28 protein-coding genes are annotated in these 19,564 nt (G+C 42.7%); 27 read left to right on the forward strand and 1 reads right to left on the reverse strand.

Annotated elements, in window-relative coordinates:
* Nucleotides 1-812 precede the first annotated feature (812 nt).
* Nucleotides 813-1,007, forward strand: coding sequence for a hypothetical protein (locus SC428_RS03975; RefSeq protein ID WP_318705879.1), 195 nt, complete (start codon nucleotides 813-815; stop codon nucleotides 1,005-1,007).
* Between the two features lie 21 nt (nucleotides 1,008-1,028).
* On the opposite strand, the gene SC428_RS03980 is transcribed toward SC428_RS03975, so the two are convergent.
* Nucleotides 1,029-1,253, reverse strand: a complete 225-nt coding sequence (locus SC428_RS03980; RefSeq protein ID WP_318705880.1) for a hypothetical protein — start codon at nucleotides 1,251-1,253, stop codon at nucleotides 1,029-1,031.
* A 146-nt stretch (nucleotides 1,254-1,399) separates the two neighbouring features.
* Between SC428_RS03980 and SC428_RS03985 the strand changes: the two genes are divergently transcribed.
* The 26 genes from SC428_RS03985 (at nucleotide 1,400) to SC428_RS04110 (ending at nucleotide 19,485) form a co-directional block, all read left to right on the forward strand.
* Nucleotides 1,400-1,813 carry a putative holin gene (locus SC428_RS03985; protein ID WP_318705881.1) on the forward strand — a complete coding sequence of 138 codons (414 nt, stop codon included), beginning with the start codon at nucleotides 1,400-1,402 and terminating at the stop codon, nucleotides 1,811-1,813.
* Nucleotides 1,813-2,169 carry a hypothetical protein gene (locus tag SC428_RS03990; protein ID WP_318705882.1) on the forward strand — a complete coding sequence of 119 codons (357 nt, stop codon included), beginning with the start codon at nucleotides 1,813-1,815 and terminating at the stop codon, nucleotides 2,167-2,169. Before SC428_RS03985 ends, SC428_RS03990 begins: the two co-directional genes overlap by 1 nt.
* Before the next feature lie 9 nt (nucleotides 2,170-2,178).
* Nucleotides 2,179-2,607 (forward strand): structural protein, encoded by a 429-nt coding sequence (locus SC428_RS03995; protein WP_318705883.1) that lies wholly within the window; start codon nucleotides 2,179-2,181, stop codon nucleotides 2,605-2,607.
* Nucleotides 2,604-3,056 (forward strand): lysis protein, encoded by a 453-nt coding sequence (locus tag SC428_RS04000; RefSeq protein WP_412544572.1) that lies wholly within the window; start codon nucleotides 2,604-2,606, stop codon nucleotides 3,054-3,056. The genes SC428_RS03995 and SC428_RS04000 overlap by 4 nt, the downstream gene beginning before the upstream one ends.
* Before the next feature lie 62 nt (nucleotides 3,057-3,118).
* Complete coding sequence (locus SC428_RS04005) at nucleotides 3,119-3,637, forward strand: hypothetical protein (protein ID WP_318705884.1); 519 nt, start codon at nucleotides 3,119-3,121, stop codon at nucleotides 3,635-3,637.
* A gap of 576 nt (nucleotides 3,638-4,213) precedes the next feature.
* The gene (locus SC428_RS04010) at nucleotides 4,214-4,396 is read left to right on the forward strand and encodes a hypothetical protein (protein WP_318705885.1); all 183 of its coding nucleotides are present in this window, start codon (nucleotides 4,214-4,216) and stop codon (nucleotides 4,394-4,396) included.
* A 576-nt stretch (nucleotides 4,397-4,972) separates the two neighbouring features.
* Nucleotides 4,973-5,167, forward strand: a complete 195-nt coding sequence (locus SC428_RS04015) for a hypothetical protein (RefSeq protein WP_272515357.1) — start codon at nucleotides 4,973-4,975, stop codon at nucleotides 5,165-5,167.
* Nucleotides 5,168-5,226: 59 nt separating this feature from the next.
* The gene (locus tag SC428_RS04020) at nucleotides 5,227-5,568 is read left to right on the forward strand and encodes an HNH endonuclease (protein ID WP_318705886.1); all 342 of its coding nucleotides are present in this window, start codon (nucleotides 5,227-5,229) and stop codon (nucleotides 5,566-5,568) included.
* Nucleotides 5,569-5,572: 4 nt separating this feature from the next.
* A complete protein-coding gene (locus SC428_RS04025; RefSeq protein ID WP_272516158.1) occupies nucleotides 5,573-5,935 on the forward strand; it encodes a hypothetical protein in 363 nt (120 codons plus the stop codon).
* Nucleotides 5,936-6,090: 155 nt separating this feature from the next.
* A complete protein-coding gene (locus tag SC428_RS04030; protein ID WP_239407350.1) occupies nucleotides 6,091-6,561 on the forward strand; it encodes a phage terminase small subunit P27 family in 471 nt (156 codons plus the stop codon).
* Nucleotides 6,562-6,564: 3 nt separating this feature from the next.
* Complete coding sequence (locus SC428_RS04035; RefSeq protein ID WP_318705887.1) at nucleotides 6,565-8,295, forward strand: terminase large subunit; 1,731 nt, start codon at nucleotides 6,565-6,567, stop codon at nucleotides 8,293-8,295.
* Nucleotides 8,296-8,304: 9 nt separating this feature from the next.
* The gene (locus SC428_RS04040) at nucleotides 8,305-8,481 is read left to right on the forward strand and encodes a hypothetical protein (protein ID WP_172412220.1); all 177 of its coding nucleotides are present in this window, start codon (nucleotides 8,305-8,307) and stop codon (nucleotides 8,479-8,481) included.
* A gap of 2 nt (nucleotides 8,482-8,483) precedes the next feature.
* Complete coding sequence (locus tag SC428_RS04045) at nucleotides 8,484-9,713, forward strand: phage portal protein (RefSeq protein ID WP_318705888.1); 1,230 nt, start codon at nucleotides 8,484-8,486, stop codon at nucleotides 9,711-9,713.
* Nucleotides 9,691-10,338 carry an HK97 family phage prohead protease gene (locus SC428_RS04050; protein ID WP_318706167.1) on the forward strand — a complete coding sequence of 216 codons (648 nt, stop codon included), beginning with the start codon at nucleotides 9,691-9,693 and terminating at the stop codon, nucleotides 10,336-10,338. The genes SC428_RS04045 and SC428_RS04050 overlap by 23 nt, the downstream gene beginning before the upstream one ends.
* A 10-nt stretch (nucleotides 10,339-10,348) precedes the next feature.
* Entirely contained in the window at nucleotides 10,349-11,560 is a 1,212-nt protein-coding gene (locus tag SC428_RS04055) for a phage major capsid protein (RefSeq protein WP_318705889.1), read from the forward strand.
* Between the two features lie 51 nt (nucleotides 11,561-11,611).
* Nucleotides 11,612-11,920, forward strand: coding sequence for a head-tail connector protein (locus SC428_RS04060; protein ID WP_226694015.1), 309 nt, complete (start codon nucleotides 11,612-11,614; stop codon nucleotides 11,918-11,920).
* Nucleotides 11,917-12,240 carry a phage head closure protein gene (locus SC428_RS04065; RefSeq protein ID WP_318705890.1) on the forward strand — a complete coding sequence of 108 codons (324 nt, stop codon included), beginning with the start codon at nucleotides 11,917-11,919 and terminating at the stop codon, nucleotides 12,238-12,240. The genes SC428_RS04060 and SC428_RS04065 overlap by 4 nt, the downstream gene beginning before the upstream one ends.
* Nucleotides 12,233-12,682: an HK97-gp10 family putative phage morphogenesis protein gene (locus tag SC428_RS04070; RefSeq protein ID WP_318705891.1), complete on the forward strand. Its 450-nt coding sequence runs from the start codon at nucleotides 12,233-12,235 to the stop codon at nucleotides 12,680-12,682. The genes SC428_RS04065 and SC428_RS04070 overlap by 8 nt, the downstream gene beginning before the upstream one ends.
* The gene (locus SC428_RS04075) at nucleotides 12,679-13,011 is read left to right on the forward strand and encodes a hypothetical protein (RefSeq protein ID WP_318705892.1); all 333 of its coding nucleotides are present in this window, start codon (nucleotides 12,679-12,681) and stop codon (nucleotides 13,009-13,011) included. Before SC428_RS04070 ends, SC428_RS04075 begins: the two co-directional genes overlap by 4 nt.
* Nucleotides 13,012-13,070: 59 nt before the next feature.
* A complete protein-coding gene (locus SC428_RS04080) occupies nucleotides 13,071-13,556 on the forward strand; it encodes a phage tail tube protein (protein WP_318705894.1) in 486 nt (161 codons plus the stop codon).
* Nucleotides 13,556-13,948 carry a phage tail assembly chaperone gene (locus tag SC428_RS04085; RefSeq protein ID WP_318705896.1) on the forward strand — a complete coding sequence of 131 codons (393 nt, stop codon included), beginning with the start codon at nucleotides 13,556-13,558 and terminating at the stop codon, nucleotides 13,946-13,948. The genes SC428_RS04080 and SC428_RS04085 overlap by 1 nt, the downstream gene beginning before the upstream one ends.
* A gap of 56 nt (nucleotides 13,949-14,004) precedes the next feature.
* Entirely contained in the window at nucleotides 14,005-14,232 is a 228-nt protein-coding gene (locus SC428_RS04090) for a DUF4035 domain-containing protein (RefSeq protein WP_318705898.1), read from the forward strand.
* A 24-nt stretch (nucleotides 14,233-14,256) separates the two neighbouring features.
* Nucleotides 14,257-17,361, forward strand: coding sequence for a tape measure protein (locus SC428_RS04095; protein WP_318705900.1), 3,105 nt, complete (start codon nucleotides 14,257-14,259; stop codon nucleotides 17,359-17,361).
* Between the two features lie 3 nt (nucleotides 17,362-17,364).
* On the forward strand, nucleotides 17,365-17,961 hold the full coding sequence (locus SC428_RS04100; protein WP_318705902.1) for a hypothetical protein: 597 nt from the start codon (nucleotides 17,365-17,367) through the stop codon (nucleotides 17,959-17,961).
* Nucleotides 17,961-18,542, forward strand: coding sequence for a hypothetical protein (locus SC428_RS04105; protein ID WP_318705904.1), 582 nt, complete (start codon nucleotides 17,961-17,963; stop codon nucleotides 18,540-18,542). Before SC428_RS04100 ends, SC428_RS04105 begins: the two co-directional genes overlap by 1 nt.
* A gap of 103 nt (nucleotides 18,543-18,645) precedes the next feature.
* Complete coding sequence (locus SC428_RS04110; RefSeq protein ID WP_318705906.1) at nucleotides 18,646-19,485, forward strand: hypothetical protein; 840 nt, start codon at nucleotides 18,646-18,648, stop codon at nucleotides 19,483-19,485.
* The last annotated feature ends 79 nt before the right edge of the window (nucleotides 19,486-19,564 follow it).

A 19,564-nucleotide genomic window follows, 5' to 3' on the forward strand; every position in this document is an offset into this window, starting at 1 on the left:
TGTGCGGGGTTTTTTGCTTTATAAGCAAATAGAACTTGCTGTTACGCTTGGTCAGAGTTACATGTGTAGTTATGCACAATAACTACACAAGCAGAGACTTGAAAAAGCAAATACCATCCCTATATAGGAGATACACCGTATTTCACTCAATTGTGGCGTCCCATACTAGGTAAACTTGGATTGCGGTGTAGACCCGTCAGCAATGGCGGGTTTTTTATTATACGCATTTGCATTATCAGGGCTGTAGTCTATATTGATAGAGTGAATCTAATAAAAGTAAATGAACTCATTTGTTTGCCCGTCGATAGTGTGCTGTGCTATTTGCGGGCTTTTTTTATTTTCTTTTTGGGATTCAGGGCAAAAAAATGCCACTACCTAGGGAGGGAGTGGCTAAATAAGGGATAAATTAATGAGACTTAGAGAATATATAAAATGAGTCGAGCAATGTCTCAATGAGTATAACCCATTAATTTAAAAAAGAAAATGGTCTATATTTAATGGTTGCCATTTGATTAATCTCATTCGGACAATGAAAACTCTATTTGCCAGCTTCTATCTTGCACATAGCGGCATTAAAGCGAGTAGGGTTTTCATTGTGGAGAATGCCAAGGCTGATTGGCTAACTCGCATGGGCTTGGGCACTGGAACAACCCAGTCAACTTATCAGGATAGAAGCACACACGCCATGGGAACCTGAATGCATACACTCTCAGCGTATGCCTCCACAACACCATTTCGAACAACAAAATATTCCAAAAATTATTCCAAGGGCTGCGCATTGCGTGGCCTTTTTCTATTTAAGAGAGGTAGTTATGAGTAATCAAAATGAAGGTGTATTTTCAGGCGTTATTGTCACTAATGGTAATTTAAGCCTAGAAGAACGAGTAACAGCATTAGAAAAACAGCTCACTGACATGCAAGCAGCAATGAGCTGTGCTATGGAGGTAGTGGCAACTATCTCCGTTAGTGATTTAGAGCCCGCAACAATAACTAAGATGGCAATCTAAATTAAAGGTACTTAGTTACATTCAATATTCAATTTTTAGTGCTTTTATCTTATCAGAAAGCTCTTTATGTGCCTTTTTGATCCCGTAGTCTTTATTTTCTGATGCGTGCTTATCTAGATTATCCGTCACGCAATCCCTTATCGATGGATTCAATATAGATAGAGCACCTAAAGTCACGTTTAATGCAGACTCCAGAGCTTCAATTCTTCTCAGGAGGGGTAATAAATTTAAAGGTATATGAGACATATTTTTCCTCGCACCGAAGTTAATCAGCCATCCCTTCGGTAAGTCACATAGGGCTGACCTTCTAACTTAACGCAAATATTCATTAAATTCATTAATCTAAATCCGGCTACCTGCTGGTGGCTTTCTATTAACTAAGAGAAACACAAATGAGCACATCATTAGGTATCGCCCTCGGTGCTGCTGGCGGTGGCGCTATGGGCGGTATCCTTGTTGGTGCCGACTATGGCGTAGTTCTTGGGGCTGTTATTGGTGCCTCAGCTTCCGTTATTGCATCAAAAGACAATAACCGACGAAAAATCTTACATTTCATTCTTGCACTTGGTGCAGGGATATTAATCGCTAAAGAAGCCTCAGATGTTATTGCACAGATATGGAATTGGGATATTAGCCCTAAGATAACGGCTATTGCGATTTCAGCACTATTGATTCCCGTTCTCGTCTTAATGGCAAACAAGGATAATTTGAGAAAGTTATTTAGCCGGATCATGACATCGATAGATAAGAACTTCAGCACCATCACCCAAGCGATAAAAGACTGGCGCAATAAAGGAGGATCCTAATGGAAAACCTTCTCTTATTTGGTAATGACATCATTAGTTGGTGTCAACAGAATCTACTTGGGGCTGCTGACATATTGTTTATGACAGGCTCAGCAGTCACTGTGTTTCTTTGTCGCTATAAAAAGTTTCGTGATTCTATTGTGGGTACAGCGTTATTTATTTGCTGGATCTACAAAGTTTATGAAACAGCCGTTGGTGACCGAGTATCGGCCCCATCGGATGTTTTATTTAACGGGGTTATGTTTCTGGTGATCTTCTCGGCGGGTGGAAACATCATGTCCGTTGTTGTTATCCGTCATTTTTTCGAAAAACTAAAATCACTCTGGCTGCTTATTAAGCGGCCTTTTCTTCGTTAAGGCAGCTATATGAATAATCAGCAACGAAAAATCGCACGTGGTGAGCGTAACAATAACCCGGGCAATATTGATTATAACCCAGCGAACAAATGGCAGGGGCAATTACCTCATGACCCAAGCATTGAATCTCGTTTCTGTCGTTTTCAATCTGCTGAGTATGGTATTCGAGCTATCTATAAGTTACTGCAAACTTACCAGCGTAAATATGGACTGAATTCTGTAGCGGCAATCATTAACAAGTACGCGCCCCCGATTGAAAACAATACTTCCGGTTATATTAATCGTGCAGCTGCTGATATTGGTGTCGGAATCAATGATCACATCGATACAAGTGATAAGAAAACAGGCATTGCATTAGCAACGGCAATTGTCAGTGTTGAATTGGGTTATCAACCATACAGCGATGCTACGTACGAAAAAGCGTGGGGTTTGCTTTGAATTGGAAAATGCAAGTTTTTACGTTAGTTGGTGTGATGATCCTCGGCGGTGTCCTTAATTGGACTATTACTGAAAATCAGAAACTAACAAGTGAAAATAAGTCATTAAAGAGTGAGTTGTCGGCTCAAGTAGCTATAACAGCAGACTACGAAAAGCGCATCAACTCACTTCACGAACTCGACACCAAACACACAACGGAACTCACAAATGCAAAAGCTGAAATTGATAAGTTGCGTATTGATGCTAGTAATGGCACTAAGCGCTTGCGGGTCAAAGCAGAGTGTCCAAAACCCGAAGCGAATACCTCCGAAGGCGGAAGCTATGAAAGTTCCGCACGACTTAGTGAAGCAGCTGAACAAGATTATTGGCGCCTCAGAGAAATGATGACTGAGAACGAAAAGCAAACATTGTATTTACAAGATTACATTAGAACGGAGTGTTTACGGTAATGGAATCATGCATCCCTATTGGCTAGAATAGATGCTTCTTGTTACAACTTGGTGCGTAATGTATGCATGGTTTAAAGGCTTATTTTAGAGATTCCGTCGGGATGCTGGCTTCAGTTGCTGTTTTATCTGTTGGTATCTATTTATTTTCTGAGAATTATTTTTTATCTCGAGGTGGTGAAGTGAGTTATTTATTATATTTTGCCAGCGCTATTTCATTTCTTGCAATGACAGCTATTGCGTTTGCTCTTGTTATATCAGATGCAGTAAAGCTATATGCACAAATGCATGTTAGAAAAATGAAGTGTATTTTAATACTAGCTGTATTTGTAAATATATTTGGTTTTATAGGAATGTTTATTGTCTCTGCTAAAAATGTAAACCAAGCTACGGAGTATGTATTGGCTCAATATATCCCTATCCCTCCAAGCCTAGTCTCTGATTGCCAAATTCCCGAAGTACCAAATGAAATGACTTGGGGGGAGTTAGCTGAATACAACATTGAGCTGATGTCGGTAATTAAAGCGTGCAACTTAGACAAGAAAGCAATACGGGAAATTGAACAACAACGAGCCTCTCAGTAGCGGGGCTTTTTATGGAGAAATATCATGGCAGCACAAGGCTTCGATAAACCAGATCAATTCCGTGAAGATCTGGATAAGAGCATTCCAAAAAAATAAAAAAAGCCCACACAGCGTTGGGCTAAAGCACATCTATAAAGTAAATGAATATTCTTTTAAATGTAGCTAATGAATTCAAAGTACGCAAGTAATCTATGATACTCACGCGAATCACGACTAAATAAAAAAATAGCCTCTAGGGGGTAGAGGCTTAAAGGATCGGGAATGTCTATTAAGTTACTTCTTGCGATAGGTTGAATATACCCATCACAAGGTTATGTAACGAAAACAAAGGTAAAATAAAGTTACTTTTATTCAAAGTTTGTAATAAGTAGCAAGAGCAATGGATTGCAATCTAAATAGTCATTTGGTGAGTCATCACGTAGGTTACATTTTTCAATACAAAAAAAAGACCTCCTAGAAATCAAGAGGTCGTCATTTAACTAACATGAAAAACAAATCAATTCACCTGCTGGGTGAGTATTAACAATAGCATAGTTCAGGATGCTTAATAATGTTTAATTTTGATGAGGCATAAATATGACAGCAAAAGTAGTGTTAACGTCAGAACAAATCAAATCTCTTCATGAGTTTGCACAGGAAGAAGGGCAACCGTCTTACACCATTGAAGTGGGTACCATTTGTGATAGTGCTGAAATTGTTTATGAAGGTTTGATTGCTTATTCAGGCTCGGAAGAGCATGGCGTTCTGCAACTAGAATAGTAAATGAAATAAGAATGGCGCCGCAAGGGGCGCCATTGATTACAGTTGATTGTTATTTTTCATCTGGATATGGATCTTCAGGCGCATCCCCTTGCCCGCTAAGTGATTTCCATGCATTAAGAATGTGTGGAATGGCGTTCGTCTTAGTGTTGCTAACCGGGCATACTGGAAGCGATGTATTAGACTGCTTGGTGAATACATAGCCACAGTCGGCACACTTGTAGGTTCCAGAGGATGTGTCACTTCCGTACGGTATTAAATTTTTTAGCATGTTTTTTCTCCTATATGCATCGTTGTCACTTTATTATGACCATATTTATATTGTGGTTTTTTAACAGTATTTCAATGGTGGAACATTCTTAAAACAGGCTATTACTGTGGGTTTCATTACTGAATAAAATATATTTTTCTGGGTATTATGGAGAGGCATGATTTTATTTAATTCTACAAATACTATTCACTGAATAGCATTGATAGAGATTATGTAATGGCTATAGATCTTTAGTCTTTGGGGTTGTTTTTTTAATCAAAAGCCACAATATCTATAAGTGCTTATTTATTATAAGGAGAGCATTTATGTTAGAAGGTTACCATGATCATGATGGCTATGACGACGAAGTTAAACATAAAAGATTACTGGCTGTTCGTGCTGCATTAGAAATAGCAAAGGAGTCAGTTAGCCCATCAATAGTTAGACCCCAGTCTTCTCTGTCTGATGTAGAAGCACACATTGGTTCTTTAGCTGATGCAATTCAAAATGCATTAAAGTAACTTTAATTATATTTGAATAGTTATAAGCCACAATACGTGGCTTTTTTTGTGAGGTTTTTATGCCGCCACGCATTCCTCGCGCTTGTCGAAAGCACGGGTGCAGTAAGACAACTACAGACCGAAGTGGATACTGCGACGACCATATTAATTCAGGGTGGGAAAGTCACCAAAAAGGACTAAGCCGACATCAACGAGGCTATGGCTCTAAGTGGGATAAGATTCGTACCCGAGTTCTGCAGCGTGATAAATATTTATGCCAAGAGTGCATTAAGTCAGACCGAGCAGTAGAAGCTAAAACAGTCGACCACATCAAGCCAAAGGCACATGGGGGAACCGATGATGACAGCAACCTGCAATCACTCTGTTGGCCATGTCATAAACGCAAGACTGCAAGGGAATAATTAAATGATATTTCCAGATTTACCAGTACCTAAAACTAAAGAGCAATCCGTTATTCATGCGAAAACCTATGCCGATACTATCCGTGATTCACATCAGCTTAAACAACTGAAATCCTACCGACTGCAGCTTGATGAAAAGAAAGCGCCTGATTGGTTTATTCTTATGGTTGATATCGAAATTAATTTCATTCTTTATCGTGTTGATTATCTCAATAATTACCACGGTAAAAATGACCCTCGCAGCTACGCATTAGACTCTCGTCAATATATGCGTGTGGCGATGGATATGATGCGTAACTTTCTTAACCCCGCACGTATGTACTGGCTTAGTACAGCGCGTGCTGCTGAGTGGCTAAAATCGGAGTAAGTAACGATAGGTTACTATCACTATAAGGGAGGGGCGGGTCAAATCTCTAGAAACTTTCGCCCAAAGTACCGACGCCTAACCTTTTGTTACATCGCCGCAGGTTAGAAAACTTTTTTTGGGGCTCCCCCAGTGCTCATTAATAGGAGGTGTCTATCATGGCAGGACCGCCAAAAACCCCATCACACCTGCAATTAGTGAGGGGTAACCCATCCAAACGCCCTATCAACAAAAACGAACCAAAACCGAAGAAAGGGGTACCCCCAACTCCGAAGCATTTATCAAAGCAAGGTAAGTATTGGTTCAAGCGAATGGCTGAAGAATTGGACGAGATTGGCGTGCTAAGCCAACTTGATGCCAAGGCTCTGGAATTATTAGTCGAAGCCTATGTTGAATATCGTCATCACTGTGAAGTACTTGACGAAGAGGGCTATACATACAAAAACAGCACCGAAAGCGGCTTAATGATCAAGGCGCATCCTGCGGCAATCATGAAAGCCGATGTTTGGAAACGAATTCGAGCCATGCTCAGTGAATTTGGTATGACACCTGCAGCACGAACTAAGGTGAGTATCAAAGGCCCTGAGCAGGAAGACCCACTAGAAGCATTTTTGAAAAAGCGCAAATGATGAATGGCAACCGTAGCAGATGGAATTCAGTACGCCGAACAGGTCGTTGCTGGAGAAATTGTTGCGTGCGAATTGGTGCGTTTAGCGTGCCAGCGGTTTTTAGATGATTTAGAGCATGGCCCTGAGCGCGGTATCTATTTCATTGAAGAACGCGCACAGCACATACTCGACTTTTATAATTTTATCCCACATGTTAAAGGAGCATTGGCAGGTAAGCCAATTGATTTAATGCCTTGGCATGTGTTCATACTGATTAATATTTTTGGCTTTGTCATTCCGTTAATTGATGAGCTAACGGGTGAGCAAGTACTTGACGATGATGGTGATACTGTTCTTGTTCGTCGTTTTAGAACCGCTTTTAATGAAGTGGCGCGTAAAAATGCCAAGTCAACATTATCCAGCGGCATCGGCTTATACATGACAGGTGCAGATGGTGAGGGGGGCGCGGAGGTTTATTCCGCTGCTACGACTCGCGATCAGGCTCGTATTGTGTTTGAAGATGCCAAAAACATGGTCAAAAAAGCAAAAACGTCACTGGGGCGGCTTTTTGAGTACAACAAGCTAGCAATTTATCAAGAGCGGACGGCATCTAAATTTGAACCGCTTTCCAGTGATGCGAATAACCTTGATGGTTTAAATATTCATTGTGGGATAGTGGATGAACTCCATGCCCACAAAACGCGTGATGTTTGGGATGTACTTGAAACCGCAACGGGCGCACGACTGCAGTCACTTTTATTTGCAATAACCACCTCGGGCTTTAATAAAGAGGGGATTTGTTACGAATTGAGAGACTACGCCATTAAGGTGTTAACTGGGGTTGTTGAGGATGATACCTTTTTCGCCATTATTTATACCCTTGATGAAAACGACGATGATTTTGATGAGTCAGTTTGGATAAAGGCGAATCCTGGTCTCGGGGTTTGTAAGCGCTTTGACGATATGAGGCGGCTTGCAAAGAAAGCGAAAGAGCAAGTTGCGGCTCGGCCTAATTTTCTCACAAAGCATTTAAATAAATGGGTGAATGCTGAATCCGTTTGGATGGACATGAGCAAGTGGGAAAATTGCCCTGAGAACGCCTCTGATGATGAACTGAAAAACTACCCTGTTTGGATTGGTGTGGATTTGTCCAGCAAAATAGACGTGACTGCTGCAATCAAGGTTTATGAGGATCTTCGAGGTCAATTGCACATTAAGTGTAAGTTTTGGTTGCCCGAAGACCGCATTAAAGCAGCCCCTAAACATATTGCTGAACTTTATCGCAAATGGGCTGACATGGGGTACCTTGAGCTGACCGATGGTGAAGTGATTGACCATGACATTATTAAGGCCGACATACTTAAATGGTGTGAAGGTGATGAGGTGCGTGAGTTAGGCTTTGACCCGTGGAGTGCAGTCCAGTTTTCACGCCGATTAGCGGAAGAGGGAATGCCATTAGTTGAGGTTGCCCAAACGGTGAAGAACATGACCGAAGCTATGAAGAGTGTACAGGCGGATGTTTACGCAGGTAAGTTTCATCATGATCATAACCCTATGATGGCATGGATGCTCTCTAACGTTACTGTTAAACCTGATAAAAATGACAATATCTTCCCCAATAAATCAACGCCTGAAAATAAAATTGATGGGCCATTTGCCTTATTTACGGCAAAAAGCCGCCAATTAGTGGGGGGTGGTGAACCACAACAAAATTTATCCGATGTGTTAGCGACTCGCGGGTTGCGTTCTCTCTAAGGAAATCCAATGAAATTTTTAACCATTACAGCCTTATTGGTTGGGATTGCGGGTGCCTGCTTGTTGTCGTTTGGCGCTTGGCTAGTTTATTCCCCCGTTGGCTATATTACTGCTGGGGTGCTGTGTCTTTTATGGTCTTACTTGGTTTCTAAGTCGATGGGCCAGCCGAAAAATGGTAAGGGGTAACTATGTTTTTTCCTGGTCTATTTCGGAAATCCGGTGAAGGGATGACTTCTCATGAGCTGAGTGAGCTTATTGGTCTTTCTTATAATACCTATTCTGGGCGAAAGGTCAGCTCACAACTCGCCATGCAGCTCACAGCCGTATTCGGTTGCGTTCGCGTTCTGGCTGAATCAGTCGGAATGCTACCGTGTTCTTTATATGAGCAATTAGAGCGGGGGAATCGACGAGCCACCCGTGAACGATTGAATAAGTTACTGTCAATAAAACCGAATAACTACATGACTCCGCAAGAGTTTTGGGAGTTATTAATAGCTTGCTTATGTTTACGAGGGAATTTTTACGCCTACAAAGTCTATGCATTGGGTGAGGTGGTGGAACTATTACCCCTTGACCCCGGCTCGGTGGTACCAAAGTTAAACAGCCAGTGGGAACCTGAATATCAGGTGACGTTTCCCAACGGTGAGAGCAAAACATTATCACAGGCGGAAATTTGGCATGTGCGTATATTCACTCTGGATGGATTAACAGGGTTAAGTCCTATTGCGTATGCAAAACAGGCGATTGGTCTTGGTTTGGCAACAGAAGAACACGGTGCTCGCTTGTTTGGTAACGGTGCAGTGAGTAGTGGTGTTTTACAAACAGATGCCGCGTTATCGGATGAGGCATTTAATCGACTGAAAGCGGACTTTGAATCAAATCACCAAGGCCTTACCAATGCACACAAACCCTTAATTTTAGAAATGGGGTTGAAATGGCAGCAAATCAGTTTATCTGCAGAGGACGCTCAGTTCCTTGAAACACGAAAATTTCAGCTCGAGGAGATTTGCCGTATTTTCCGCGTGCCACTTCATTTGGTGCAGAACACCGATAGAGCCACATTTAATAACATTGAAAACCTTGGGATCGGGTTTATCAATTACTCGTTGGTTCCCTACCTTATCCGCATCGAGCAGCGCATTAATATTGGTTTAGTTAAACCAAGTAAACACGGTGTTTTCTACGCCAAGTTTAATACTGGTGCGTTGCTTCGAGGGGATATGAAATCCCGATTTGATGCGTACGCCACGGGGATTAACTGGGGGATCTATTCACCGAATGAGTGTCGCGAGTTGGAAGAACTCAATCCGCGTGACGGTGGCGATATCTATCTCACACCATTAAACATGACCACAAAGCCAGAATCCTCAAAACAGGAGGGAAAAACGCATGTCGATGATGACCAAACAACGGCTTGATGTACCACTGAAAATTAAGTCAGTCAGCGACTCGGGAGAGTTTGAAGGCTATGGCTCGGTTTTTGGCGTGAAAGACAGCTACTCTGATATTGTGATGCCCGGTGCTTTTCTTAACTCACTGAATCAGTGGAAAGAAAAAGACTCATTACCTGCCATGCTCTGGCAACACAAAATGTCTGAGCCGATTGGTATTTATACCGAAATGCGTGAAGACAGTACGGGGCTTTATGTCAAAGGTCGATTACTTATTGACGATGACCCCTTATCGAAGCGCGCACATGCTCACATGAAGGCCGGATCACTATCCGGCCTTTCTATTGGGTACATTCTCAAAGATTGGGAATATGACCGCAATAAAGATGCCTTTTTATTAAAAGAAATCGACCTATGGGAGGTCAGCTTAGTGACTTTCCCCTCAAATGATGAAGCCCGAGTTAGTGATGTGAAGTCGGCATTTGCTCGAGGCGAATTACCCACACAAAAAAGTATTGAGCGAGTCCTGCGCGATGTTGGGCTTTCGCGAACACAAGCCAAGGCCTTTATGGCTAAAGGCTACGATGCACTTTCTCTGCGTGATGCTGAGCAAGAGGCTATCAACACATTGAAATCCATTTTTGAACAATAAAGGTACTATTATGGCTGTAGATCATAAAGACGTTAGTGAAGTTGCGCAGGAACTTAAAGGTAAATTCGAAGAGTTCACCCAAAAAAATGACAAGCGCATCGATGCGATTGAAGCAGAAAAAAGTAAACTTGCGGGCCAAGTTGACACGTTAAACGGCAAGTTATCGGAGCTGGATGAATTAAAAACCAGCTTAGAAGCTGAACTGGCTGAAATTAAGCGCCCTGATGGTAGTGTAAGCGCGACAAAAGAGGTGACTGAACATAAAGCCGCCTTTGAACTGTTTGTTCGTAAAGGGAAAGAAGATGGTCTTGCTGATTTAGAGCGTAAGGCTATGCAAACGGGCTCTGATCCAGACGGTGGCTTCGCAGTGCCAGAAGAATTAGATCGCAGCATTATTACGGCTCTGCGCGATGAAGTGGTTATGCGTCAGGAGTGTAATGTTATTACAGTGGGTACACCTCACTTTAAACGCTTGGTGAATCAAGGTGGTACGAATAGCGGCTGGGTTGGTGAGGTAGACAAACGCCCTGAAACAACCACCTCAAAACTCGCCTCCATTGAGCCAGTGTGGGGGGAAATTTACGGAAATCCCGCAGCAACACAAGTTATGCTTGATGATGCCTTCTTTAATGTTGAGCAATTCATTACGGGTGAGCTGACGATTGAATTTGCTGAGCAAGAAGAAGCGGCTTTCACTCATGGTGATGGCATCAAAAAGCCAAAAGGCCTATTAGCCTATGGCAGTGACGACCAAGCGGATAAAGATCGCGATTGGGGCAAGTTGCAGCATCTGTTACTGAAAAAACCGACAGAAATTACCGCTGATGAAATCATGAAACTGATTTACACCATGCGTAAAGCTTATCGCTTGGGTTCTAAGTTCATGATGAACAACAACACCCTGTTCCAAGTCCGCACGCTGAAAGATTCTCAGGGCAATTACTTGTGGCAACCAGGCTTGCAATTAGGCCAACCTTCCGCATTACTGGGTTATGGCATCGCAGAAAATGAGCAGTTTTCTGATGTTGCTGCAGACTCTGCACCTGTTGCGTTTGGTAACTTCAAGCGTTGCTACACGATTCTTGACCGTATTGGCGTCCGCATGTTGCGTGACCCGTACACCAACAAGCCATTTGTGCATTTCTATACCACCAAACGTGTTGGCTCAATGATGACGGATAGTAATGCGGTGAAGTTACTGAAAGCACCAGCAGCAAAATAATTACCCTGTTATCCATGGCGGCTTAATTGCCGCCTTTTTATTGGAGGCACTATGTCATTTCCGACTATCGATGAATTGAAGCGTCAATGTTATATCGATGGCGATCATGATAATGATTTGCTGCAGCAAAGCCTCTCATCAGCGATAGCCGAAGTAAAAAGGCTGACAAATCGAAATTTATATGATGATGCAGTGCCCGAAAGCGACCCCGATGGCTTACTGCTTTCAGCGGACATTAAGCTAAGACTCATGCAAATGGTGGGTTTTTGGTATGAAAACCGAGAGGGGCAATCATTACCTGAATCGCTTTGTAATGCTTTGCGCGTGTATCGGATAAGGCCGATGCGGGGGCAAAAATGAAAGCAGGTTTATTGCGCCACATTGTTACCTTTCAGCAGAATATTTCCGTCGAACTGCCTTCGGGAACCTATGATGATCAGTGGGTAGATATAGCCACTACTCGCGCAGAGGTCAAGCCGATTAGCGGACGTGAATTACTTACTGCAGAGGCTGAACTGTCGGAAATTACCGTACGCGTTTGGATGCGGTATCGTTCCGATATTACCTCAGCCTGTCGAATGTTATTTCAAGGTGAAACTTACGATATTCAATCCGTCATACCTGATGTAAAGCGCACACGGCTTGAATTATTGTGCAAGCAGGGGGTATCAGATGGTTGATATGAGCATTGATTCTAGTGGCTTCTTGGATGTATCCAAAGAGCTGGAGTTACTGAGTCAAGCAGAAAGCAATAAGGTTTTGCGACAAGCGACCTATGAGGCAGCGAGTGTATTGCGTGATGAGGCGAGAGCTAAAGCGCCAAAACGTACGGGCAAGCTAGCTCGAAATATTGTGGCCAGTAATCAGCGTAGCAGACAAAAAGGTGAAGTTTCAGCGGGTGTTTATGTCCGAGGTACAAATAAAGAAGGTAATAATAGTGACAACAGCATGAAAGCGGCGGATCCGCGTAATGCGTTTTACTGGCGATTTTTGGAAGATGGTACATCAAAAATGCCTCCACAACCGTTTATCGGCCCTGCATTTGATAGCAAAGCGGATATGGCAGCTGAATTTGCCATTAAAAAGCTTAATCAGGCTATTGATGAGGTACTTAAAAAATGATTGAAGCAGATATTATTCCTTTATTAAAGTCCGTCCTGCCCGATAAAGTGTTTTCTTATGTTGTTCCGCAAACTAAAAAGGTCGCTGCGCCTTGGTGTATTTTGTCACTTTATGATGTTCACAGTGATGTGGTCAGTGGACAAGCTGAAACAATGACAAATATTCACATTAGCGTGTTTTCAAACACCATGGAGGAGGCTCGGGCCATTCGTCAAAATATGCGCCAAGCCATTTCAGTGTTAGGGGTATCGTCCATTACAGAACGTCAATCTTATGAAACCGACACGAAACTATTTCATGCCATTCTAGAATGCCAAGTTTGGCAATAGCTCAATTTAAACATCACAAGCTGCTTCGGCAGCTTTTTTTGTATCTATAGGAAACCGATATGACAAGTAAACATGAAAAAACGCAAGGTACCAAAATCAGCGTTTCCAAATTGGCGGCAACCGATATCGCAGCAGTCGAAACAGACTCACTATCCATTGACTGCACAACAAAAGAGATTAGTTATACGGGCGGTCAAAAAGCCGACATTGATGTTACAACACTTTGTTCTACCGAGCAGGAAACCATAAACGGCCTTGCGGCACCGGCAGAAGTTACTATCAGTGGAAACTGGGCGCCTGATGAAGGGCAAGAAGTACTTCGTCAGGCTTATGATGATGACACGGTTCATGCTTTTAAAGTGGTTTTTCCCTCCAATAATGGTTACGCCTTTTTGGCTGAAGTGCGCCAAAACAGCTGGTCTGTTTCGACCAACGGCATTGTGACGGCTTCATTCACCTTGCGCCTGAAAGGCAAAACTATCCCTGTTGTAAAAGGAAAGTCAGCTCCAGCAACACAATCACTACCCACTGGAGGCACTAAATAATGGCGAAGAAAACATTAAACTTGCGCGATGTTGCTTTGAATGCGGCTAATTCATTTCGCACTAAAAAAGTACACGTTCCTGAGTGGGGCTGTGATGTTGTACTGCGTGAGCCGTCGGTCTCTATTTGGCTGAAATGGCTAAAAGAGCATCGCGATCTAGGTGAAACCACAGAACTCAGCACAGAAGAAGTTGTGCGTCGTAATCTTGAAACAGACGTTGAGTTTTTGATTAACGTATTACTTGACGGGGATCTAACCCCTGTTTTTGCGCCAGAAGATAAAGCTGAAGTGTTTGAAATCTATGGCCCCGTCCATGCGCGTTTGGTCAACCAAGCATTTCAGCTGATTACTGGCACCAATGAAGCAGAAAAAAAGTCCGTGAACCTGCACTAAAGTTCTTGCTCACCTTAGCCTTACGGCTAGGAAAAACCCTCTCAGAAATCGGACAAATGCCCGCCAGTGAATTACAGCTTTGGTGGGCGTTTGATTCGATAAACCCCATTGGTGATGCGCGTCAAGATGTGCATGCCGCCCAAATCACAGCCGCTATTTTTAATGCGCAAGGGGTAAAAACCACGCTGAACGATACATTGATCCAGTGGGATGCAGAGAGTGTGCAGGGGGAAGAGCGCGACGAGACAGGGCTAGAAGATTTTTTTGCCTCATTGTCTGAGTAGAATGCATTACCTGTAGGGATCTTTATGTCAAAACTTCGTGAACTCATTATTAAAATTTCAGCTAACTCAACCAGTTATCAAGCTGAAATTGCTAAAGCCTCCCGAACAGGTAATGAATACTACCGAACCATGGGGGCTAACAGTCGGCGACTGGAGCGTGATTTACGCGCTCAGCGTCAGGCATTAACCGATATCAATAAACAACTCGCCACAGTCACCAGCACAGCAAAAATGATGTCAGGTGCGCTAGCGGGTTTCTTTTCGGTATCAACGCTGATCACTGCGGTAGATGATTGGGGTCAGATGTCCGCACGGATCAAGATGGCGCTAAACTCAGTTGAAGGTGATGTCAGTCGTTATGAAGAACTTCAGCAGCGTTTTTTAACCGTCAGCAACCGAAACGGTAAAGCAATAGAAACCACTCAAGAACTGTATGTCGGTTCAGCTTCAGCCATGAAAGAGCTGGGCTACTCAACGGCAAACACATTAGATTATATCGAATCGTTATCATCGACATTCACTGCAAACGCCACGAGCGCCCAACAAACTGAGTCAGCATTTACGGCACTAAACCGTGCAATGGTGACAGGTGTTTTAAAAGGTAACGATTGGCATTCTGTATTAAATGCAATGCCTTCCGTGGTGGGTGATATTGCCAAAGAGCTTTCACGCATGCGCGGTGGTGTTAAAGTCACTGAAAATGAGGTTAAGTTGATGGCCACCAAAGGTGGTATCTCAATGCAACTCTTTGCGAACGCGGTGATCAATGCCAAAGAGGCAAACAACGCGCTCGCTGATTCAATGGATAACACCGTTGCAGATGGATTCACTAAGGCAACGAATGCGGCCAAGAAGTATTTTGGTGAGATAAATGCCAGCTGGGGTATTACGCGTTCGATGTCGGCAGGGTTAGCAACTCTAACCGAAAACTTTAGCAGCTTTGCAACCGTAGCAATCGCTGTTGGTGGTATCGGACTATCGCGTTACATGGGTAATTTATCGCTCAGTGCCTATGAAGCCGGTAAAAACATGCTTGTTACCGCGAAAAATAATTATGTTTTGAATGCCGCACAGGCCAAAGGGTTGGAGACCACCTTAGCTAAAATTCGAGCAGAACAAGCGTTTGCTATTACTACTCAGGAATCCCTAGCTGCACAGTTGCGCGCAGCTCAAACCGAAACGCAACGCAACGCCATTCGCCAGCAAATGGCAAAAAACTCTGAGACTATTATTGCTTTAAACAAAGCTGAGGAAATCAGTACAAATCAATTGACTGAAGCGCAAAAACGACTGAACTTTGCAGCTAGGGCAGCCAGAGGAACCTTGGCGTTATTGGGTGGGCCAGTCGGTGCAGCGATGCTAGCGGGTGGGGCGTTATTTTACTTCTCTCAAAAATCAGATGAGGCACGACAAAGCGCCCTATCTCTTAAGGATTCGGTAGTAGAAACTATCGCCGAACTGCAGAAATTATCCAAGGTCAAGATTCAACTATCCCTTGATGAGGATAAAGATAATTTAGAGAAATTACTTGAGCAGCAAAAAAATAACGCAAGAAAGCTAGAAAACTACTCAGATCAAAAAATAGCTAAACTAGAGCGGAGGAGTAAAGGGTGGCTGTCTTTAGCTTATGAAAACCCTAACGACTACAGGAGAGAGAGGGATCAGATTTTATCTGACCTCGAAGATGGGGAGAAGGGGCTAGAAAAGCTAAGGGAGAAAATTGCCAACAAGGAACAGGTACTAAAAGGAAACATATTTAATTCACCATCTGAGGCAGATCCAAAAAGTTTACCTCCGCCCAAGCTAACCGGTGGCGATGATAAAGATAAGGGTAAAAATAAATCACTTAACGATTATCAGCAATTACGAAAGTCTATTGAATCGGAGCATTTTTCAAGTCTGCAAAAAATATTTGCTGATGAAACAGAAAATAACGACAAATTACTTTCTTTGTACAAAAAAGGCTATGTTAGCCAATCTGAAGTACAGCGCCTTGTGACGCTTAATGCAGAAAATCACCAGCAAAAACGCTTAGAACTTGCCGAAAAGTATGATCCTTATGCCGCGATTATTCGCAAGGAAAAGGAGGCCGCAAGGGAGTTAAACGAACTTCGCCAAGCTAACTTGTTGAGCGAGCAACAATACTATACTGCTAGCTCGCAGTTACACAATGATTACACCAAGCAAAAGTTAACCGAAGAAGCCAACCAAAAGGCGTTACCGAGTTATGATCTTGCGGGTGAAATTGACCCTGTTGTTAAATTGCAAAACCAGCTTAATGAGCAGCAAGCATTGTATGAGGCTTATCGCAACAATGACCTAATCAGTCAGGAGCGGTATCAGGAACTCATGATTGCAGCAACTAATCGTTCAAAAGAAGCGCAATTAGAAGCAGCGAAAGAATTGTACGGTGCTCAGGGTAACTGGCAAAAAATGCAGATGAATCTGCTAGAAACTGTTGAGCAACGTACTAGCAACGCATTAACGGGGATCTTGACGGGTTCTAAGTCATTTTCAGAAGCACTTCAAGAGCTATCCGCTTCATTGGCACAATCCATTATTCAAGATCTTATTCGTATTGCTATGCAAGCCATGATCACAAATGCTTTAACAGGGTTGTTTGGCGGTTTTGCAGGTGGTGCATCAGCAGGTGCTAGCGCTGGAGCCTCTAGCGCTAACTCGGGTGCAATGGGAATGCCCACAGGTTGGCAAAGTTATGTGCCAAATGCTAAGGGCGGCATGTATAACACACCTGGTTTAAGTGCTTATAGTGGTCAAGTTGTTGACGCTCCGACATTCTTCCCGTTTGCAAAAGGGGGTGTTCCATCGCTGGGGTTAATGGGCGAGGCTGGTCCCGAAGCCATTATGCCGCTGACTCGCGCTAAAGACGGCTCACTAGGCGTTCGTGCTCAACTTCCTAAAATTGATATGCCTGTTAATGAAAAACCGGCTGGTGGCACAACTATTCAGCAGGAAATTCATGTTCATGGTAATGGTGATGCGGCATTAGAATCCGCGCTAAGAGAGGCGGCGCGCCAAGGGGCGGAAGAGGGCGCAGCAAAGGCTAAAGCGGATATCATGCGAGATTTTCAAACAAATGGTAAGTTACGAAAAACACTAGGAAAATAATCCATGGATATTTTAACATGGCCTAAAGAACTAGAGCCCTCGGCACTAGATTGGCAATTACTGAGTAACTCCAAAACCTTCATTTCGACGTTTACGGGGAGCGCACAAACCGTGCGTTATCCCGGTAGCCGTTGGCGCTGTGATTTAACACTCAATAATTTAACGGACGAAAAATCGCGGCTACTTGAAGTTATTTTGGCGCAACTGGACGGAGAGTCAGGCCGCATTAAGTTGTTTGATTGGCTCAGAACTGGCGTTAGTAATGTAGGGGATCCGATTGTTAACCAGCCAAACCAAACGGGGCGATCTTTATTAACTCGCGGGTGGAAGCCCAACTCGTTAGTACTGAGAGCCGCTGATAACATTACAATTAATCATGAACTTAAAAAAGTGACTTCTGACGTGATGAGTGATACAGCGGGAAATGCAACTATTATGTTTTCTCCGATGCTTCGTAACTCCCCAGCAATGGGCGATAAAATAGAAGTACGTGATCCCTATGGCATTTTTAAGCTAACTGATAATAATCAAGGTCGATTGCGTCGAGTGCCGGGTGTATTCACATCAACAACCCTTTCTTTTGAGGAGGCGCTTTACTGATGATCTATCATCCTTTTTCAAATGAGATGACCAAGGCAATTAATGAGGGATGTTACATTGTGATTGCGGCTAAGCTAGATCTTAAATCTGGTGTAACGCGTGTTCATACCTCAACAGGTAATTTAATTATCGCTGGAGAGGTCTATCAAGGAGTGGGACAATTTGGTGCTATTGAAACAGTATCAGAAGAAAATACAACCAGTCCTCAGCAACTTATTTTATCGCTTAGTGGTTTTGACTCCTCGCTTTTAGGTGATGTTATGAATGAGCGTAGTCGGGGGCGTGATGTTAGGCTAATGATGGTTGCGCTTAACGAAGATGGGCAACCCGTACTTGCAGAGGTGCTATTTGCAGGGCAGATTAGTAATATTGGTGTAAGTGTGGGTGATAAATGCGAGGTCGCTGTAACTGTTTCAAATCGCTTTGAACGTTGGTCTCAAGGCTTGCCTGATAGGTTTACTGATGAGTCATGGCAAAAGCGGCATATCGGCGATCGCATATTTCGATTTGTAGCCCAAATGGCTGAACGTGCCATTTATTGGGGAAGTAAAAAAGACGCTCCAGCGTTTATCTATAAGTGATTTGTGTTTCTGCTCTTTAATTCGTATCTATTCTATTGCCCTTATTGGTCTGGTATGGTTATTACTTACCTAATATATTAAACCAATTGATGGGATGAAGGTCGTGGCAGAATTAAATACAAAAAATATTGATAGTGATATGGCAAGTCACATAGAGCGAATTTACGATGACGTTGTCATATATTGTCTGAATAGAAAGGTGTTTGATAGTGAATTGCTATGTAAAGTGTTTGAATTGGACGAATACACCTGCAGTGAACTTATTACCACAATGGTTATTAATGGGGTGGTAGGTGACGTTAGTGATGATGGAATATATAAAGTTAGCGATGAATATGTTCATAGTGATTTTTTAGCAATGAGTAACGTAGGTAAACATACTGGAGAGAAAATTAAATATAATAAAAAAGAATCAGGTAGCGCAGGGAAATATTTCGCTTTATTGGCGCTAGTTGTTTTTTTGATATCCATTTATTTTCTTTTTAGATCACCAATGTCACTATTATTACTTATACCGCTATCATTAATTGTTGCGGCTCTTAGCGATAAGATTGGAGCTATAGCTTCATCTATCGGTGTGATTGTTGTTTGTGTCTTTAGTTTGATATTTGTTAATTCATCAACGCCTATATTTGGTGAAAAATATGAAGCAAGGATTAAAGCAGAGGACTACAGAGACAGTTTAAGAAAAGAAGCCATAGAAGAAATGAATCAGATATCGTTTGGTGAAAAACGCTTGAAGAGCTCTCTGAAAGATCCATCCTCTGCCAATATAAGAAATAGTAAGCTTGGGCGTTCAGGGGTTGTTTGTGGGCAGGTAAATGCGAAAAATAGCTTTGGAGCATATACAGGCTACAAAAATTTTATACAAATAGGGTCGACATCATTAATAGATGATGGAACAAAAGATTTTGCCAATGAATGGGATGACTTATGTAATTAAAATATAGGCGATAAGACCTACAACCTCTTTTAAATTAATTTTATATAAACCTGCTTCGGCGGGTTTTTTTATGCTCGGA

The sequence above is a fragment of the Providencia sp. 2023EL-00965 genome (genome assembly GCF_033550225.1).
Taxonomy (GTDB): domain Bacteria; phylum Pseudomonadota; class Gammaproteobacteria; order Enterobacterales; family Enterobacteriaceae; genus Providencia; species Providencia manganoxydans.

What these genes read in the sequence shown, in the direction of transcription:
- SC428_RS04075 (WP_318705892.1), top strand. Translation starts at nt 12,679, where the DNA reads ATGATTGAAGCAGATATTATTCCTTTATTAAAGTCCGTCCTGCCCGAT.
- SC428_RS04095 (WP_318705900.1), top strand. Translation starts at nt 14,257, where the DNA reads ATGTCAAAACTTCGTGAACTCATTATTAAAATTTCAGCTAACTCAACC.
- SC428_RS04020 (WP_318705886.1), top strand. Translation starts at nt 5,227, where the DNA reads ATGCCGCCACGCATTCCTCGCGCTTGTCGAAAGCACGGGTGCAGTAAG.
- SC428_RS04025 (WP_272516158.1), top strand. Translation starts at nt 5,573, where the DNA reads ATGATATTTCCAGATTTACCAGTACCTAAAACTAAAGAGCAATCCGTT.
- SC428_RS04060 (WP_226694015.1), top strand. Translation starts at nt 11,612, where the DNA reads ATGTCATTTCCGACTATCGATGAATTGAAGCGTCAATGTTATATCGAT.
- SC428_RS04015 (WP_272515357.1), top strand. Translation starts at nt 4,973, where the DNA reads ATGTTAGAAGGTTACCATGATCATGATGGCTATGACGACGAAGTTAAA.
- SC428_RS04080 (WP_318705894.1), top strand. Translation starts at nt 13,071, where the DNA reads ATGACAAGTAAACATGAAAAAACGCAAGGTACCAAAATCAGCGTTTCC.
- SC428_RS04065 (WP_318705890.1), top strand. Translation starts at nt 11,917, where the DNA reads ATGAAAGCAGGTTTATTGCGCCACATTGTTACCTTTCAGCAGAATATT.
- SC428_RS04030 (WP_239407350.1), top strand. Translation starts at nt 6,091, where the DNA reads ATGGCAGGACCGCCAAAAACCCCATCACACCTGCAATTAGTGAGGGGT.
- SC428_RS03985 (WP_318705881.1), top strand. Translation starts at nt 1,400, where the DNA reads ATGAGCACATCATTAGGTATCGCCCTCGGTGCTGCTGGCGGTGGCGCT.
- SC428_RS04105 (WP_318705904.1), top strand. Translation starts at nt 17,961, where the DNA reads ATGATCTATCATCCTTTTTCAAATGAGATGACCAAGGCAATTAATGAG.
- SC428_RS03975 (WP_318705879.1), top strand. Translation starts at nt 813, where the DNA reads ATGAGTAATCAAAATGAAGGTGTATTTTCAGGCGTTATTGTCACTAAT.
- SC428_RS04045 (WP_318705888.1), top strand. Translation starts at nt 8,484, where the DNA reads ATGTTTTTTCCTGGTCTATTTCGGAAATCCGGTGAAGGGATGACTTCT.
- SC428_RS04085 (WP_318705896.1), top strand. Translation starts at nt 13,556, where the DNA reads ATGGCGAAGAAAACATTAAACTTGCGCGATGTTGCTTTGAATGCGGCT.
- SC428_RS04005 (WP_318705884.1), top strand. Translation starts at nt 3,119, where the DNA reads ATGCATGGTTTAAAGGCTTATTTTAGAGATTCCGTCGGGATGCTGGCT.
- SC428_RS04010 (WP_318705885.1), top strand. Translation starts at nt 4,214, where the DNA reads ATGACAGCAAAAGTAGTGTTAACGTCAGAACAAATCAAATCTCTTCAT.
- SC428_RS04035 (WP_318705887.1), top strand. Translation starts at nt 6,565, where the DNA reads ATGGCAACCGTAGCAGATGGAATTCAGTACGCCGAACAGGTCGTTGCT.
- SC428_RS04090 (WP_318705898.1), top strand. Translation starts at nt 14,005, where the DNA reads ATGCCCGCCAGTGAATTACAGCTTTGGTGGGCGTTTGATTCGATAAAC.
- SC428_RS04050 (WP_318706167.1), top strand. Translation starts at nt 9,691, where the DNA reads ATGATGACCAAACAACGGCTTGATGTACCACTGAAAATTAAGTCAGTC.
- SC428_RS03990 (WP_318705882.1), top strand. Translation starts at nt 1,813, where the DNA reads ATGGAAAACCTTCTCTTATTTGGTAATGACATCATTAGTTGGTGTCAA.
- SC428_RS04100 (WP_318705902.1), top strand. Translation starts at nt 17,365, where the DNA reads ATGGATATTTTAACATGGCCTAAAGAACTAGAGCCCTCGGCACTAGAT.
- SC428_RS03995 (WP_318705883.1), top strand. Translation starts at nt 2,179, where the DNA reads ATGAATAATCAGCAACGAAAAATCGCACGTGGTGAGCGTAACAATAAC.
- SC428_RS04070 (WP_318705891.1), top strand. Translation starts at nt 12,233, where the DNA reads ATGGTTGATATGAGCATTGATTCTAGTGGCTTCTTGGATGTATCCAAA.
- SC428_RS03980 (WP_318705880.1), bottom strand. Translation starts at nt 1,253, where the DNA reads ATGTCTCATATACCTTTAAATTTATTACCCCTCCTGAGAAGAATTGAA.
- SC428_RS04040 (WP_172412220.1), top strand. Translation starts at nt 8,305, where the DNA reads ATGAAATTTTTAACCATTACAGCCTTATTGGTTGGGATTGCGGGTGCC.
- SC428_RS04055 (WP_318705889.1), top strand. Translation starts at nt 10,349, where the DNA reads ATGGCTGTAGATCATAAAGACGTTAGTGAAGTTGCGCAGGAACTTAAA.